Consider the following 16,674-nt stretch of genomic DNA (forward strand, 5'->3'; position numbering starts at 1 on the left):
GCGCGCCAGCCTGCGGTACAGCATTATCAGCGTTTCATATCAATCCAAAATCGACGAAGACGCCTTTGATCAGGGCTTCAAGCGGCATGGCGCTAAAGCTGACCACATCATAACCCAGTATCGCGGGCAGGGCGTAAAAGCGCAGAATGAACAGCACAAAAGCCAGATAAAGCGGCATCACCTTATTCACCAGCAATGAAGGTGCAATATAGCGGACAATAAATAAGCCGCCCGCGGTGGTTTTCCTGATAATGCTTAACAGCATAATTTTACTGTCTTCATTGACAAAAATAGTCAGCATAAACTGCGCACAACTCGCCCACATGAGAATGCCAAAAAGCAAATCCAGTAGAATGCCCAAAGCTGGAACGTGAGATACCATTATTAAAACTTTCACTGCATCTTTACGCGTTGGCGTCATCTGCCATAATGCGCTGTCATTAAGCTACAAAACCATATCTTTCGCAACCACAGAATAGAAATTTAAACGCTATTTTTGGGCGGAATTTGGGCGTTTATGCAGAAAGCTGGTGATCATATCTGGTGCTTTGCCCCAAAACCCGATAAAACAAGGTTCAGTAATATAAATGCCGAAAGCCACAGGCACCCCGCATTTCAAACCAAAGGTGAAGCATGTCCAGTCATCAGTATGTCTACGTAATGAGCCGTCTCAGCAAAGCATGGCCTGGCGGCAAGGAAGTGTTGAAAAACATCAATCTATCGTTTTTGCCAGGTGCCAAAATTGGCGTGCTTGGTCTGAATGGTGCAGGTAAATCAACCTTATTGCGCATCATGGCGGGCATTGAGACCGACTTTCAGGGTGAAGCATGGGCGGCTGATGGCATCAAGGTTGGCTATCTGGCACAGGAACCCGAACTTGATACCAGTATGGATGTGACGGGCAATGTGCTGTCGGGCATGGGGCGCGCCAAGGAGCTTGTTGATCGCTTTAATGAAGTGAGCGCCAAATTCGCCGAAGAAATGACCGATGACGAAATGAATGCGGTGATCACCGAACAGGCCGAATTGCAGGAAGAAATTGATGCAATTGATGGTTGGGATCTTGAGCGCAAAGCCGAAATTGCGATGGATGCGTTGCGCGTACCGCCGGGTGATGCCGATGTTACCAAACTGTCGGGTGGTGAAAAGCGCCGCGTTGCCTTGTGTAAATTGCTACTAAGCGCACCGGATATGCTGTTGCTTGATGAACCGACCAACCATCTTGATGCCGAATCAGTGGCATGGTTGCAAAAGTTTCTACATGATTTTCCGGGCACTGTCGTCACCATCACCCACGATCGCTATTTTCTTGACGATGTTGCTGGCTGGATTCTGGAACTCGATCGCGGGGCAGGAATTCCCTATGAGGGTAATTATACAGGCTGGCTAGAACAAAAGCATAAGCGGCTTGAACAGGAAGGCAAAGCCGATGATGCCCGCGTTAAGTCACTGTCACGTGAACTTGACTGGGTGCGTTCGGCACCAAAAGCGCGTCAGGCCAAATCAAAAGCCCGTATCAACGCCTATGAAAAACTACTTGCCGAAGACCAGCAGCGTCAGACCGATACTGCCCGCATCACCATTCCGGCTGGGCCGCGTCTTGGTGACATTGTTATCAATGCCGAGGGCATTCAAAAGGGCTTTGGTGATCGGTTACTGATTGACGATCTGTCATTCCGCTTGCCGCCTGGCGGTATTGTCGGGGTGATTGGTCCAAACGGTGCGGGTAAGACAACATTGTTCAAAATGATCACTGGCGTTGAGTCAACAGATGCTGGCACATTTACGGTCGGTGACACAGTCAAGCTTGGTTATGTTGACCAGTCGCGCGATTCCCTGGCTGATGACAAGACTGTCTGGGAAGTGATTTCGGATGGGCTGGATGAGATTGAGCTTGGCAAGCGCACGATGGCGTCACGTGCCTATGTTGGTCAGTTTAACTTCAAAGGTGCCGATCAGCAAAAGCATGTCGGGCAACTATCCGGCGGTGAGCGTAACCGTGTACATCTGGCACGGATGCTGAAAAGCGGGGCTAACCTGTTGCTGCTTGATGAGCCGACAAATGATCTGGATGTCGATACGCTACGCGCGCTTGAAGAAGCGCTTGATGAATTTGCCGGCTGCGCGGTGGTGGTCAGCCACGATCGCTGGTTCCTTGACCGGATTGCGACTCATATTTTGGCATTTGAAGGCGATAGCCATGTTGAGTGGTTTGAAGGTAATTATGAAGCCTATGAAGCTGACAAGAAACGCCGCCTTGGAGCCGATGCAGACCGCCCGACACGAATCAAATATAAGCCAATCAGCCGCTAATAATATCACCTGACAGGTGGTTGTTATTTGTCGATTTTTGAACGCATAGCATCAATCAGGGCTGAGAAATTGCCCTGATTCTTCCGAATGATCGCGATATTTTCGTTTTTCTGTGTGACAAGCATTGAGATGTTTTCAATCTCGACATCCATGACCCGGGCATCACCATCAGCGGGCGTTGTGACGCGCCAATTGATAGCAACCGGTTCACGGGTTTTTGCCTGATCCGTAAAGGTACCACCGACAAGCACCAGCTTCTCACCTTTGGCAGTGCTTTTTACAGGGCTGTATTCTAGGCCGGAAAGCTGGTCAAAATTGCGGACAATGGTGCCGATCATGACTTCGCGCATGATATCGCTATATGTCTGTCGCTCGATTGGAGTGGCTTTGCGCCAGTAAGCACCAGCAGAAAACCGCGCGATCAAGGGAAGATCAAAATAGCTGTCCAGAAGATAGGTGACGGTTTCTGTGCGTTTTCCAAGATCATCCGAGCCGGAATCAAGAAACCCTTGTAAATCCAGCATCATATTGTTGACATGGGTTTCGGCTCTTTCGATCTGATTATTGGCAAAAGCAGATTCTGGTGCCAATACAGGCAAGGTGAAAAGCATGGCAAATATAACAAAAATTTGACTAAAGAAACGTCGTGTCATTATCCGTCCTCTCCAAAGAAATCTTCAAATTCGTCATCGGCTGATGAGGTTCCGCCGCCACGTAACTTATCACCCAGCAATCCGTTTCGTTGCTGGTAATAGACCGACCGTGTCCGCGCATAGGGATCCAGTGCGTTATATTTCACGTCATTGAAGGCCTCAAAATTAGCGGCGCGAAACGAGACTGCTGCTGCTGGCGCGCGTGCTGTCTGCCATGTTTGAAGCGGGGCACCTGCTTCAACAATTGAATAGGGATTCATAACCATATCAACAACACGTCCAGTCAGGCTTCGTGTCGTATGTGGCCCCAGAAACGGCACCATCAGATATGAACCTTCGTCAATATCGGCGGCGGCAAGCGTCTGGCCAAAATCTTCTTTATAAATGGGGGCAGCGTCGTCCCCCATCAGATCGACAAATCCCAGTGTTAGGCCGTTAATCGCAAAATTAAGCACAGCAAGTCCGGCATTTTCATATTTGCCTTGCAGCGAAGAATTGATCGCGGTGGATGGTAATCCGGCCCATGCCAGATGATGTGCAATGGCGGTTTGTCCGCCTTCGGGTACGGCTTTACGGTAACCGCTGGCCACAGGTTCAACAACATAGGTGTCAAAGCCCATGTTAAAGTCAAAAACAGCCCGGTTGCTATCTTCATAACGATCGCGCATATCACTGCGCTGGGTCTCCGGAACGCTGGAACAGGCTGCGAATGTTCCGATGCTGGTCAGGATCAAAATATGCGAACGCAGGATTTGGATGCATCTGCCTGTAGTCATGTCTAATTCCATACCCACGTAAAATACTCATTACAATAATGAAGTTACGATACCGCAAACAATATTTGTGTCAAAGTGCGTTTGTCGCTTTTGCCTAGATTTCGAACTGCCATTAACGCCGAATTTATGTTCTGGCATCTTATATGTCGAATTAATGGTAAAATTGACTTTGTAACATTGACCGAATAGCGCCCATTTGCGAGTTTGGGCTTATGATGAATGATCTTAATCAAAATCCGGTAAGTCCTTGGTTAGCCGGTCTCAATACATCCCAGTCTGACGCTGTTACATCCCTTCAAGGTCCGCTTCTGGTTCTGTCTGGTGCCGGAACTGGCAAAACCAGAGTGCTGACATCGCGGCTTGCCGAGCTTGTCGCCAGTGGTACAGCCAAACCGTGGAATATTCTGGCGGTGACCTTCACTAATAAGGCCGCACGTGAGATGAAAAGCCGAATCGGTGATATGGTTGGACCGATGGTCGAACAAGTGTGGCTAGGCACATTTCACTCTTTGGCGGCCAAGATGCTACGCCGGCATGCTGATCTGGTTGGTCTGAAATCAGATTTCACCATTCTTGATAGTGACGATCAGGTGCGTTTGGTCAAACAGCTTATGGCGGCAGAGAACATTGACCCAAAGCGGTGGCCTGCACGTATGGTAGCGGGGGTTATATCGCGCTGGAAAGACCGTGGATTGGTGCCAGAAAAGATTTCTCTTGCCGAGGCGGGTGATGTTGCCAATGGCCGCATGCAACAACTCTATAAGGATTATCAGGCACGCCTGCTGACACTTAACGCGGTGGATTTTGGTGATCTTTTGTTGCATATGCTCACAATTTTCCAGCATCATCCCGATGTGCTGGCTGATTATCATGGGCGCATCACGCATATTATGGTGGATGAGTACCAAGATACTAACGTCGCGCAATATCTTTGGCTTCGCTTATTGACAGGGCAACGAAATAACCTGTGTTGTGTGGGTGATGATGATCAGTCGATCTATGGCTGGCGGGGCGCTGAGGTTGGTAATATTTTGCGCTTTGAAAGCGACTTTCCGGGGGCAAAGACTGTCCGGCTTGAAGAAAATTACCGGTCAACGGGTCATATTCTGGCGGCGGCTTCAACGGTCATTGCGCGTAATGAAACGCGGCTTGGCAAGACGTTGTTCACATCGGCCGATGATGGTGAAAAGGTGCGCGTCAATGGCTATTGGGATGGCGCCGATGAGGCAAGATCGATTTCCAGTCATGTCGAATCGATGCAACAGAATGGTGCGCATCTGTCGCAGATAGCCGTATTGGTGCGCGCTGGTTTCCAGACCCGCGAATTTGAAGAACGCTTTATTGCCATTGGCTTGCCATACCGGGTTGTGGGGGCGCGCTTTTATGAACGTGCGGAAATTCGGGATGCGATTGCCTATTTGCGGCTAATTGCGCAACCGGCAGATGATCTGGCGTTTGAACGCATCATAAATGTACCCAAGCGTGGTTTGGGGACGGCAAGTATTCAGGCTATCCATATTCAAGCGCGCGCCTCGCAAAAACCGCTTCTGGCGGCGGCCATTGATCTGGTCGAGACCGAAGAATTGCGACCTGCTGCGCGCACAGCACTTGGCAGATTTGTGCAGGATATTGGACGCTGGCGTAACCAGATTGGAAGCCTGCATCAAGGCGATCTGGCGCGTATGGTGCTTGACGAGTCTGGCTATACAACAATGTGGCAGATGGATAAATCGCCTGATGCCGAGGGGCGTCTTGAAAACCTGACCGAACTTGTCAGTGCAATGCAGGATTTTGATTCACTACAGGGATTTCTCGAGCATATTTCGTTGGTGATGGATGGTGATACGGTTTCCGAACAAGGCGAAGTCACCTTGATGACATTACATGCCGCAAAGGGTCTGGAATTCGACACGGTCTTTTTGCCAGGTTGGGAGGAAGGTATTTTTCCCAGCCAGCGCACAATGGACGAAAATGGGGCTATCGGCCTTGAAGAAGAACGTCGTCTTGCCTATGTCGGCATCACCCGGGCGCGCAAGAATGTTCATATTTCCTTTGCCAGTAGTCGCCGCGTTCATGGCCAGTGGCAGTCGGCAATTCCCTCACGATTTGTTCAGGAATTACCTGCCGAGAATATCATTGAAGATATGGCACAGGGTATGGGTATTGGTCGTGTCTCGCCAGCCTATATCAGCGGGGCATCAGATATCGTTGGTCAACAAGGTTATGGCCCCGGATGGCGGCGCATGGCTAACCGCCAGCAACAAGGGACGGAAAACCGCTTTGTTGCTGAAACCAATGGCGCGGCTTTCATTCGAGGTGATCGGGTGTTTCATCAGAAATTTGGTATGGGCAATGTCGTCAATGTTGAAGGCGACAAGCTGGAAATTTCGTTTGATAAAGCAGGTCACAAAAAGGTTGTGTCCGGATTTGTGAGCAAACCATGACTATTATATATGCTGTCCGTCTTGACCTGCCTGACGTTACCGATGCAAAGGTCGTCGCCAGTTTTGAAACCGTGTTTAGCGAGCTTCTTGAAAGTGAGGCCACGTCGCATGTACGGACATCGCAAGAGCGCTGGCATATTGAGGCTTTGTTCCTGTTTCTGCCAGATGCAGGTGTGATCGCGCAGATGTTAGCACCGGTTTTTGACCAGCATGGGCTGGCACCATGTGCTGTGCAGATTGAACAATTACCCCAGCGCAACTGGCTTGCCGAAAACCGGGCATCTTTTCCGGCACTTCATATTGGCCGGTTCTGGATATATGGCAGTCATATAGACGATGCCCCACCGCCAGCAAGTCTGCCGCTTCTGGTTGATGCGGCGCAGGCTTTTGGGTCAGGCACGCATCCCACCACCGAGGGCTGCCTACGGGCGATGGATATGATTGATCGCCGTTACAAGGGTGGTGCCCCGCGCCATACACTTGATATGGGCTGTGGATCGGCAATTCTTGGCATGGCAGCTGCAAAATTATGGCCATCCTGTAAGGTTATGGGCGCCGATAATGACCCTGTGGCGATCAAAGTGGCAGAGGCGAACCGGATCCGTAATAACATTGCCCCAACACAGATGCGGCTTGGTGTTTCGGCAGGGTTTTCTGGCCGTTCAGTTAGGCAAAATGGCCCCTATGACATCATTCTGGCCAATATACTTGCAGGCCCGCTTCGTAAAATGGCACCGTCACTAATGCCGCATCTGGCTGATAATGGCTGGCTGATCCTGTCCGGTATTTTGCATCATCAGGCGACTATGGTGGCGCAGGCTTATGGTATGGTGGGTGCACGCCTATGGGCAAAAATTCGTATTGGTGAATGGACCAGTCTGGTTATGCGTCCACGACAAGCGGGACAGATGCCAGCTTTATGGAGCTCTGAATGACAGCACAGATTTTTTCCGAACGGTTAAAGGCGCTTCGTGCGCAGATGGATACGCATAATATTGATGGCTGGATTATTGGCCGCGAAGATATGTATCAGGGCGAAGAAGTGCCTGCTAGTGATGAACGTTTGGCCTATATTTCGGGTTTCACTGGTTCGGCAGGCACCGCGATTGTCTTTACTGATCATGCCGCATTGTTCAGCGATGGCCGCTATAGTTTGCAGATGGAAAAACAGACCGACGCTGCGGCGTGGTCATGCCATACCATGCCGGATATTGACATCGGTTCCTGGCTGAAAACACAGACATTGACTGGCAGGACGATCGGTGTTGATGCCCGTCTGATTACACTTTCGGCCTTTGACAAATTATCGGCTGTGATGCGTGAGTCTGGATTGTCGTTAAAAGCCATGGCATTTAATCCCATTGATATGATCTGGCAGGACCGCCCCATTGCCGAGGTCACACCAGCTCGTACAATGGCTAATGATATTGCTGGCGAGACGATTGATAGCAAACTTGATCGGTTAGCCGATAGCTTGACAGATTTTGGATGTGATGCGGTTTTGCTGTCACGTACGGATGCTGTTAACTGGCTTGCAAATATACGTGGGCACGACCTTGCCTGTACGCCGGTAAAATTGGCCTTTGCCTTGTATCATCGCGAGAATGGTTTGATCATATTGGCTGACCGCCAGCCTATGCTGCCTGTTCTGAACGAACATATGGCTGTAGTGCCCTTGGAACAGCTTGACGAACTATTGGAACCGATAGCCGGGTGCGACTTTATGGTTGATCCTGCAAGTTTGCCAAAAGCCGTGCATCAGGTTATTTCAGATAGTGGTGTGAATATTGTCACGGCGCCGTGTCCAGTTACAAAGATAAAGGCACAGAAGAATCCAGTCGAGCTAGATGGGTTCCGCAAAGCGCATCAGATTGATGGCATTGTAATGGCGGAATTTCTATGCTGGTTGGATCATGCCGATGTCACCCAGATGCGGGAAAGCGCCTTGGCTGATAAATTGCTGTCGATGCGGGCGACGCATCCGGATTTTATATCACCAAGCTTTGAGACCATTGCTGGCAGTGGTGCCAATGGTGCTATTGTCCATTATCGCGCGGTGGCTGGTCAGGATAGTTTGATCCAGAATAACAGCCTGTTTCTGCTCGATTCAGGTGCGCATTATCGCTTTGGTACAACCGACATAACGCGCACCATCCTGATTGGTGATGCTGATGCCGAAATGCGGCGGGCCTTTACGGCTGTTCTGCGCGGGCATATTGCCTTGGCGCGGGCGCATGTGCCTGTTGGCACGACCGGAATGCAGCTTGACACAATAGCACGTACGCCAATCTGGTCTGCTGGACTTGATTATGCGCATGGCACAGGTCACGGCGTTGGCCATGTTCTGTCAGTGCATGAAGGGCCAGCTAGCATTTCCAAGCGCGGAAGCCTGTCCGTGTCGGCTGGTATGGTGCTGTCGAATGAACCTGGCTATTACAAGACAGGGTCATGGGGTATTCGTATTGAAAATCTGATTGCGGTCAAGGCCGCATCAACAGCCGGTTTTATCGAGTTTGAAACCCTGACAATGACGCCGATTGATCGCCGTTTGATTGACAAGACAATGCTGTCCGAGGCGGAAATCGCATGGGTTGATATATATCATCAATGGGTGTTGTCGCAGATTGGTGCTGATGTGTCACCGCCATGCCAGGCATGGCTTATCAATGCTTGCGCCCCTTTATGATGATGGGGCGCCAATAAGTGCCCGCCATTCATCTTCACTAAGAACAGTGACGCCAAGCTCAGCCGCCTTACGCGCTTTTGATCCAGCATCAGCCCCAGCAATCAGATAATCTGTCTTTGCCGATACCGACCCGGACACTTTAGCACCAAGGGCTTCGGCCTTGGCTTTGGCTTCGGCGCGGGACATGCGTGCCAAAGTCCCAGTGAATACGACGGTTTTACCACTGACGGCACTGTCTTCAGATGGTCGCTCCGGTGGTAATATCGACAGTTCGGATGCCAAATCATTTACGATATTCCGGTGTGCTGTATCGCCAAAAAATCGGCATATATCAGCTGCCATTGCATCACCAATCTGGTCAATATCAACAAGCGCGGCGATGGCTATCTCATGTTCGCTTTCAGTATTTTCCGGATCAAGTGCCGACATCATCATGTCCAGATCACCGTAATGTAGCGCCAGAAGCCGTGAGGTGGCCTGTCCTACCTGCCGGATGCCCAACGCATATATAAAGCGTTCAAGTCCGATCGTGCGCCGTGCATTGATTGAGGCAAACAGATTATCAAGCGATTTTGCCCCATATCCATCTAGCGTGGCTAGTTTGTCGCGGCGTGTTTCAAGGCGGAAGATATCGGCGGGCGTTTTGACCCAGCCAAGCTCCAGAAACTGTTCGATCTGGCGTGCGCCCAGACCCTCGATATCAAACGCATCGCGCGATACGAAATGCTTGAGTTGCTCGACAAGTTGTGCTTCACACGCCAATCCACCGGTGCAGCGCCGCACGGCTTCGCCTTCGGGGCGGATCGCGTCCGAGTCACAAACTGGACAGCGATCCGGAAAGGTGAATATCTGGACGTCGTCGGGACGCTTTTCATCAAGCACGCGTACCACTTGCGGAATAACATCACCAGCGCGCTGGATAATGACATGATCGCCAATCCGGATATCTTTACGGGCTATTTCATCCTCATTATGCAAAGTTGCATTTGATACGACAACGCCGCCAACGGTGACAGGTGTTAATCTTGCCACGGGAGTCAATGCGCCGGTGCGCCCGACCTGAATGTCAATTTTGATAATTGTTGTTTCGGCTTGCTCGGCGGGAAATTTATGCGCCAAGGCCCAACGCGGTGCCCGCGCCACTTGTCCAAGGCGTTCCTGATAATCATGCCGATCAACTTTATAAACGACACCGTCAATATCATAGTCCAGTGATGCGCGTTGACTTCCGATAGCATCGTAGGTTGCCAGCATGTCATCTAACGAGAGGCAATGCCGCGATAAATCATTCACCGAAAACCCGAAATCTCGCAAAGCCGCCAGAAAGTCAGTATGCGTTGCGGCGACAGGTGCGCTGGCTTCGCCCATTGAATAGGCGAAAAATGCCAGATTACGCGACCCCGTAATGCTGACATCCTTTTGCCTTAGCGATCCGGCAGCGGCGTTACGCGGATTGGCAAAAATCTTGCCGCCTTTTCGTTCCTGATCAGCGTTCAGAGCCAGAAAATCTTTTCGGTCCATATAGACTTCACCGCGCACCTCGAAAATATCTGGCACTGTGTCAGGCAATGTTTTGGGGATTGCATCAACGGTGCGGATATTGGCGGTCACATCTTCGCCTTCACTACCATCACCGCGGGTTGCGGCCTGAACCAGATGACCCTTCTCATAACGCAGGCTTAACGATAAGCCATCGATCTTTGGTTCGGCGGTAAAAGCAATGTCATCGGTTTCTGCCAATGACAGAAATTTGCGAATACGGGTCACAAAGTCTGCAATATCTTCGGCACTAAAGCCATTCGACAGTGACAACATCGGCTGTGCGTGGCGTATCTTGCCAAAGCTGCCAGACACCATGGTGCCAACACGTTGGCTTGGGCTATCAGGACGGATCAGTTCGGGAAAGCTGGCTTCAAGCGCATTATTTCGGGCTACCAGCATGTCATAATCGGCATCGGAAATATCGGGGGCATCTTCGCCATGATATTTGCGATCATGATAAGCAATACGCTCGGCCAGATATGCCAGTTCTTGTGCGGCGTCATCAGCGGACATCTTGCTGGGGTCTGGATGATCGCGTGTCATGGCTAGCCCTCAAGCAAAGCGGTTGCAGCTGCCCGGGCTTCGGCGGTGATATGCTCGCCAGCCAGCATGCGGGCGATTTCTTCGGTGCGCGCGTCGTCACTCAGCGTTTCGGTTCCGCTAATAACGCTTTCATCCGTTACATGTTTGGCAATGCGCATATGATTAACGCCGCGTGCCGCAACCTGAGGCGAATGGGTGATTACCAGCGTTTGCATATGTTCGCCAAGGCGGGCAAGGCGGTCGCCAACAGCTGCGGCAACCGCGCCACCAACCCCGCTATCAACTTCGTCAAAAATCAGTGTCCGTGATGTGTTGCTATCTTCGAGCGCAACCTTCAAAGCCAGTAGAAAACGGGCCAGTTCTCCTCCTGAGGCAATCCGGTCGATGGGCCCTTGTGCCATGCCTCTATTGGTGCTGGCCTCAAAACGCACCATATCCATGCCCAGCGCACCCCATTGATCCGCTGGTAATGCGGAAATATGTGAGTGAAAGGTCGCGTTCTCCAGCTTTAAGGGTGGTAATTCGGCCATGACCGCACGGTCGAGCAACGCTGCAGCTGATTTACGGGCGTCGGACACTATCTTGGCCATTTTTGTATAATAGTCGCGCCATTGCCGTTCATTATCGGCCAATTCCGCTAACGTACCAGACGAATCCTCAATCGCGGCAAGACGGCTGGCAAGTTGCTGATGCGTTTCTACCAGCCCATCAACATTACAGTTATGTTTACGGGCTTGCTGGCGTAATTCATGAAGCCGGTCATCAACAGATTCCAACCGGTTTGGGTCAGCTTCCAGACTTGATCCAACCGCGCTGATCTCGCTGATGGCTTCGGATAATTCGGCATCGGCGCGGCTCAATGCGGCGAGGGCATTATCAAGCGCACTACCTGCTAGTGATGCTGATTTTTCAAGCGTAGCCATGGCACTGCCAAGGCTGGCCTGGGCTCCGTTTTCATCGGTCAGGGCATGGTCAGCAAGCGCCAGCGTTTCGCCAATCTTGCCAACATTGGCAAGCATGTCACGTTCACTAACTAATTGTGCTTCTTCACCAGATGAAGGGCTTAGGGCGTCAAGCTGATGAACCGCATCGCGAAGCCATTCTTCGTCGGCGCGCGCCTGATCAAGTTCTAGTTTCGCCGTGGCTAGATTACGCTTTGACTGCATCCAATGCGCATGGGCGTCTGATAGCTTGTCCAGCATCTCCTGATGTCCGGCGGCGCGATCAAGCAGGGTGATATGGCGGCTAACATCAAGCAGACCACGCCCCTCAAATTGCCCCTGAATCTCAACAAGCAGATCGCCAACCTTATGTAGCAGGCCAACCGAAACAGGTACATCATTGATTGAAGCGCTTGATTTTCCATCGGCTTTCAAGCGTCGCCGCAAAATTAATGTATCGTCAATATCAACGCCGGCATCTTCCAGCAAAGCCCATACTGGATGTTTGGCGTCCATATGAAAGCTTGCACTTACCTGTGCCTGCGTACTGCCTTGACGGATTAAGCCAAAATTCGCCCGGCTTCCTAAGGCCAGACCCAGCGCATCAAGCAAGATCGATTTACCCGCACCGGTTTCGCCTGTCAGCACCGTCAGTCCATCATCAAATTGCAACGTAAGTTGTTCAATGAGGACGATATTAGTGACGGACAAGCTTTGAAGCATGAGGCTCTAATCAAATAAATTTACGACGGACTCGGCGGTGCGTTCAAACCAGCCAGCTTCGAGTTCACGTTCTGGATTGGCGCGAAGCTCCAGCAGACGTTGAGTCCATATAGATTTCGGATAGTTATAGACTGCGACCTCTTCAACACGGTTGGCTTCGCTAGCCAGACCAAGCGATAGATAGGCCTCGGTCATGCGATATAGGGCTTCGGGCACCTGGTTGGTGGTGTCGTAATCGGTGACGACATTTTCAAACCGACGCAGTGCTGCGCCATAATGCTGTTTGCTGAGGTAAAACCGACCTACGGCCATTTCCTTGCCAGCAAGATGCGAGCGTGTCAGATCAATTTTCAGGGTTGCATCACGAAAGTAGTCACCGTCGGGAAATCGCCGCACCAATTCTTCAAAAGCCTGCATCGCCAATTTGGTCATTTCCGCGTCGCGTTGCACATCGACGATCTGTTCATAATAGCATAGCGCCTTTAGATAATAGGCATATTCGACGCGTTCATCTGCTGGATTTAGTTCGACAAAACGATCCAGCGCCGCGATTGCCCGTGGATAGTTATTGTCCTGATAAAATGCCCATGCCGCCATCAATTGCGCCCTTACGGCAAGTGATGAATAGGGGTGTTGGCGTTCAACTTCCTCAAATTTTGGCGCAGCTTTCTTGGCATTTCCTGCAAGGGCGGTGTTCAACGCTTCATTATATAATTGTTCGACAGGGCGCTCGACCTGTTCTTCGACCTCAGTAGAAGAACATCCTGCTACCAAAAGCGCAGTACTTGCTAAGACAATCAAGGGTATATGCTTTACCAAAACAGGCTCCACTCATAGGCATCGGCGGGCGTGTCCCACCGTTACGCGTTACAATAGCGACTTGGTACGCAGGTGAAAAGAAGATGTTGAAAAAATTCCACTGTGATTATCGGCATATCACAAGTATCGAATGTCATAATGAAGATGACCTGATGGCCAGTTGGCCTAAACAGCCGCGGCGGCGGCAAGTTCGGGCATGACATAAGCCTCTGACTGGCTGGTCACAGCACCGTCACTGACGATCTGGAATGCCTGTTTATTTTGCCAGATGGCTTTGATCAGCATCATGCTAAGCGCGTGTCCGGGACGCGACGCGGTCAATTTGCCACGTATTTGCAGACCAAGAAGATAAAGATCGCCAAGACAGTCAAGTGCCTTATGCCGGACGAATTCGCGTTCCATCCGCAAACCACCTTCATTGATAACAGTCCCATTATCAACAACTACGGCGTTATTCAGCGAACCGCCAAGAGCCAGACCGGCATTCTGCATTAGATCAACATCACTCAGCTGGCAAAAGGTACGAGCCGTAGATAATTCAGCCTCAAAACTGCCATCACAATGAATATAATGCAGGCTCTGCTTGCCAATAGCCTTGTCTTCAAAATCAATTTCAACGTCAATTTCAAGCTGGTCGGCAGGCTCGATCCGCGCCCAAGCACCATTATCAAGCTGCACTTCTATTGGCTGGGTAATAACGATATATTTACGACGCGCATTAAGCGTTTTCAGCCCAACACGTCTGATTGCATCAATGATTGGCTGACTGCTACCATCAAGGATCGGCGCTTCACCTGCATCGACTTCGACGATAGCATTATCAAGGCCAATTCCGGCAAAGGCGGCCATGAAATGTTCGATCGTCTCCAGGCCTATGCCATCGGCGTTGGCAATCCGGGTGCAAAGGCGTGCCTGTTCGGCATAATCAGCATGGGCAGACACTGTTTGCAGGCTTTCTTCGACATCCATGCGGCGGAATTTGATACCTGTACCAGCTTCTGCAGGACATATAGAGGCATGAACAAACCGGCCTGAATGCAGAGCAATATCTTCAAGCTGCACAGTATCCACCAAAGTTGTCTGGAAAGGCTGGTTGATATACATCGGTTTTTTATTGTCCTGCAAATTCAATTTATATAGCCTTTTCAATATTTTTCATCTTGTTTCTAAGCACATATAAAAGACCCAGATACAACCTACATATGTATCTGGGTCTCTTCAAATCACGTTTGGTTACAGATTGTAGCAATGTAACCAGATGTAGGCTTTGCTTAATTCACCTGACGGCGCAGGAACGCAGGGATATCAAGCTCATCATCAGGCTGTTCAAGCTGCGCTGTTGGTGCCGGATCTGTAGCCGGTTTAACAACGGCTGATTGTGGCAGATCCAGAACCGAAGACGTTTTGTCTTCTGAGCTGTCTTTCGCGGACACATTTGGCTCGCTTCGCTTCTGACTATCCGTTGTGCCGGGCTTTGACGACCACAATTCGGATATCTGCTTAATGATGCTGGTTGGCCGCGGGGCTGGCGTTTCGGCCGCCTTTGGCACACTGGCTTCATCCGGCATTGCCGTTGGTGCTGCTGGAATAAAGGTTTTGCGTGGGGCATCTTCGGCCTTGGCATTGCCTTCATTCTGCAGATCGAAACGTGGCATCAGGCGCGATGTAAGCGAGGCAGTATCGGCCTTGGCTGTTGCGCTTGATACGGTTGCGGCCTCACCCGAAGCTAATTCACCCGAAGACGCTTCACCCGATCCGGCTTCATTAGTGGCTGACATAGCCACATTATTTGGCGTATCAGCTTTCACGTCTGCATTCAAAGCTGTAGCCGCATCTACCGCGTCGGTAAGCTCTAACTGCGTTTCGACTGGTTCACCGGTGTTCTCGGTAATAGGCCCCGTAGCGGTGCTGTCCGTTTCGGATGCTGATACGGTTTCGGTTACCGATGCGTCCTGCGAATTGCTGGCCGCTGGAGTGTCAGCTTCATCATCAGCTTCCTTGGCAAGCGAACTGATTGACTCACGCACAGTCGATGTGCTGGCAGAGGCTGAATCTGCTGACTGTGTCGGGGTTATCTGTGCGTTTGTCACTGGATTGGTCATCGCACTAGCCATCGCATTTGCTTGCACTGGACTGGTGGTCATTGGCGGTTTGGCTGTTTCGATTTTGGGCTGATCTACTGATGGCCTTGCTTTCGCACTTGCAGCATCAATACCGGTGGCGACTACGGATACCCGCATGACGCCATCCAGTTTTTCATCGAATGCCGAGCCAAAAATGATCACCGCTTCTGGATCGATTTCCTTACGAATGCGATTGGCGGCTTCGTCAACTTCAAACAAAGTCATATCCAGACCGCCAGTGACATTGATCAAAACCGAACGTGCACCGTGCATGGTTGTATCATCAAGTAGCGGATTATTAATCGCGGCTTCGGCGGCCTGCGTTGCCCGGGTTTCCCCAGATGCCTCGCCTGTGCCCATCATGGCTTTACCCATTTCGCTCATAACAGCGCGAATATCGGCAAAGTCCAGATTGATCATGCCAGGCTTGATCATCAAGTCGGTAACGCCGCATACGCCTTGGTGTAGCACGGTGTCAGCCATATGAAAGGCATCAGCAAAGGTTGTGCGTTCATTCGCAAGCCGGAATAGATTCTGGTTCGGAATGACAATCAGGGTATCAACATAACTTTGCAATTCTTCGATGCCTGCATCGGCAAGACCCATGCGCCGCTGGCCTTCAAATTCAAACGGTTTGGTAATCACGGCAACGGTCAATATGCCAGCATCACGTGCCGCCTTGGCAATCACGGGTGCGGCGCCTGTGCCGGTCCCGCCGCCCATACCTGCGGTGATGAATACCATGTTGCAATCGGCCAGTTCAGCCATTACTTCTTCAAGGCTTTCCTCGGCAGCAGCACGCCCTATTTCTGGTTTTGAACCAGCGCCTAGTCCTTGCGTAATCGCACCTCCAAGTTGAATTTTCTGGCTGGCGAGCGAGTGCGCGAGCGCTTGCCCGTCGGTATTTGCAACCAGAAAATCGACACCTTGCAGATCGGCGTTGATCATGTTGTTAACAGCATTGCAACCTGCGCCGCCTACACCGACAACGGTGATACGTGGACGCAATTCCTGCATGGTTTGTGGAACAGATAGATTGATAGTCATGATGGACTCCCTTCAGTTTGGGTTGGTCTAGAAAAAGCGTACATAGGCACGCCGATATGGGGCA

The 16,674-nt window shown here is 50.9% G+C and carries 12 protein-coding genes; 4 read left to right on the plus strand and 8 right to left on the minus strand.

What is annotated here, in order from left to right; all coding sequences use genetic code 11:
• Positions 1-34: 34 nt before the first annotated feature.
• Positions 35-382, minus strand: coding sequence for a hypothetical protein (locus SAR116_RS11865; RefSeq protein WP_013047187.1), 348 nt, complete (start codon positions 380-382; stop codon positions 35-37).
• Positions 383-633: 251 nt separating this feature from the next.
• On the opposite strand from SAR116_RS11865, the gene ettA reads away from it, so the two are divergent.
• On the plus strand, positions 634-2,313 hold the full coding sequence (gene ettA, locus SAR116_RS11870; protein WP_013047188.1) for an energy-dependent translational throttle protein EttA: 1,680 nt from the start codon (positions 634-636) through the stop codon (positions 2,311-2,313).
• Positions 2,314-2,336: 23 nt separating this feature from the next.
• Here ettA and SAR116_RS11875 read toward each other — a convergent pair whose 3' ends face one another.
• The gene (locus SAR116_RS11875) at positions 2,337-2,966 is read right to left on the minus strand and encodes an MlaC/ttg2D family ABC transporter substrate-binding protein (protein WP_013047189.1); all 630 of its coding nucleotides are present in this window, start codon (positions 2,964-2,966) and stop codon (positions 2,337-2,339) included.
• On the minus strand, positions 2,966-3,742 hold the full coding sequence (locus tag SAR116_RS11880) for an MlaA family lipoprotein (RefSeq protein ID WP_013047190.1): 777 nt from the start codon (positions 3,740-3,742) through the stop codon (positions 2,966-2,968). Before SAR116_RS11880 ends, SAR116_RS11875 begins: the two co-directional genes overlap by 1 nt.
• Before the next feature lie 212 nt (positions 3,743-3,954).
• On the opposite strand from SAR116_RS11880, the gene SAR116_RS11885 reads away from it, so the two are divergent.
• Genes SAR116_RS11885 through SAR116_RS11895 form a run of 3 tightly spaced genes read left to right on the plus strand, consistent with a single transcriptional unit; the run spans position 3,955 to position 8,872 of the window.
• Entirely contained in the window at positions 3,955-6,186 is a 2,232-nt protein-coding gene (locus tag SAR116_RS11885) for an ATP-dependent helicase (protein WP_013047191.1), read from the plus strand.
• Positions 6,183-7,121, plus strand: a complete 939-nt coding sequence (locus tag SAR116_RS11890) for a 50S ribosomal protein L11 methyltransferase (RefSeq protein ID WP_013047192.1) — start codon at positions 6,183-6,185, stop codon at positions 7,119-7,121. Before SAR116_RS11885 ends, SAR116_RS11890 begins: the two co-directional genes overlap by 4 nt.
• The gene (locus SAR116_RS11895) at positions 7,118-8,872 is read left to right on the plus strand and encodes an aminopeptidase P family protein (protein ID WP_013047193.1); all 1,755 of its coding nucleotides are present in this window, start codon (positions 7,118-7,120) and stop codon (positions 8,870-8,872) included. Before SAR116_RS11890 ends, SAR116_RS11895 begins: the two co-directional genes overlap by 4 nt.
• Here SAR116_RS11895 and ligA read toward each other — a convergent pair.
• From ligA to ftsZ, 5 genes are all read right to left on the minus strand, one after another.
• Positions 8,867-10,957, minus strand: coding sequence for an NAD-dependent DNA ligase LigA (gene ligA / locus SAR116_RS11900; protein WP_013047194.1), 2,091 nt, complete (start codon positions 10,955-10,957; stop codon positions 8,867-8,869). The two genes, SAR116_RS11895 and ligA, sit on opposite strands and share 6 nt — an antisense overlap.
• Positions 10,958-10,959: 2 nt before the next feature.
• Complete coding sequence (recN, locus tag SAR116_RS11905) at positions 10,960-12,621, minus strand: DNA repair protein RecN (RefSeq protein WP_013047195.1); 1,662 nt, start codon at positions 12,619-12,621, stop codon at positions 10,960-10,962.
• 6 nt (positions 12,622-12,627) lie between these two features.
• Positions 12,628-13,422: an outer membrane protein assembly factor BamD gene (locus SAR116_RS11910; RefSeq protein WP_238531157.1), complete on the minus strand. Its 795-nt coding sequence runs from the start codon at positions 13,420-13,422 to the stop codon at positions 12,628-12,630.
• 183 nt (positions 13,423-13,605) lie between these two features.
• A complete protein-coding gene (gene lpxC / locus SAR116_RS11915; protein ID WP_148212308.1) occupies positions 13,606-14,571 on the minus strand; it encodes a UDP-3-O-acyl-N-acetylglucosamine deacetylase in 966 nt (321 codons plus the stop codon).
• 140 nt (positions 14,572-14,711) lie between these two features.
• Positions 14,712-16,610: a cell division protein FtsZ gene (gene ftsZ / locus SAR116_RS11920; RefSeq protein WP_013047198.1), complete on the minus strand. Its 1,899-nt coding sequence runs from the start codon at positions 16,608-16,610 to the stop codon at positions 14,712-14,714.
• Positions 16,611-16,674: the final 64 nt, after the last annotated feature.

Origin of the sequence: Candidatus Puniceispirillum marinum IMCC1322 (genome assembly GCF_000024465.1) — a bacterium.
Taxonomy (GTDB): Bacteria; Pseudomonadota; Alphaproteobacteria; order Puniceispirillales; family Puniceispirillaceae; genus Puniceispirillum; species Puniceispirillum marinum.

Bases quoted from the DNA above. Each gene is read 5' to 3' on its own strand.
- SAR116_RS11865 (WP_013047187.1), bottom strand. From the start codon at position 382: ATGGTATCTCACGTTCCAGCTTTGGGCATTCTACTGGATTTGCTTTTT.
- ettA (WP_013047188.1), top strand. From the start codon at position 634: ATGTCCAGTCATCAGTATGTCTACGTAATGAGCCGTCTCAGCAAAGCA.
- SAR116_RS11875 (WP_013047189.1), bottom strand. From the start codon at position 2,966: ATGACACGACGTTTCTTTAGTCAAATTTTTGTTATATTTGCCATGCTT.
- SAR116_RS11880 (WP_013047190.1), bottom strand. From the start codon at position 3,742: ATGACTACAGGCAGATGCATCCAAATCCTGCGTTCGCATATTTTGATC.
- SAR116_RS11885 (WP_013047191.1), top strand. From the start codon at position 3,955: ATGATGAATGATCTTAATCAAAATCCGGTAAGTCCTTGGTTAGCCGGT.
- SAR116_RS11890 (WP_013047192.1), top strand. From the start codon at position 6,183: ATGACTATTATATATGCTGTCCGTCTTGACCTGCCTGACGTTACCGAT.
- SAR116_RS11895 (WP_013047193.1), top strand. From the start codon at position 7,118: ATGACAGCACAGATTTTTTCCGAACGGTTAAAGGCGCTTCGTGCGCAG.
- ligA (WP_013047194.1), bottom strand. From the start codon at position 10,957: ATGACACGCGATCATCCAGACCCCAGCAAGATGTCCGCTGATGACGCC.
- recN (WP_013047195.1), bottom strand. From the start codon at position 12,621: ATGCTTCAAAGCTTGTCCGTCACTAATATCGTCCTCATTGAACAACTT.
- ftsZ (WP_013047198.1), bottom strand. From the start codon at position 16,610: ATGACTATCAATCTATCTGTTCCACAAACCATGCAGGAATTGCGTCCA.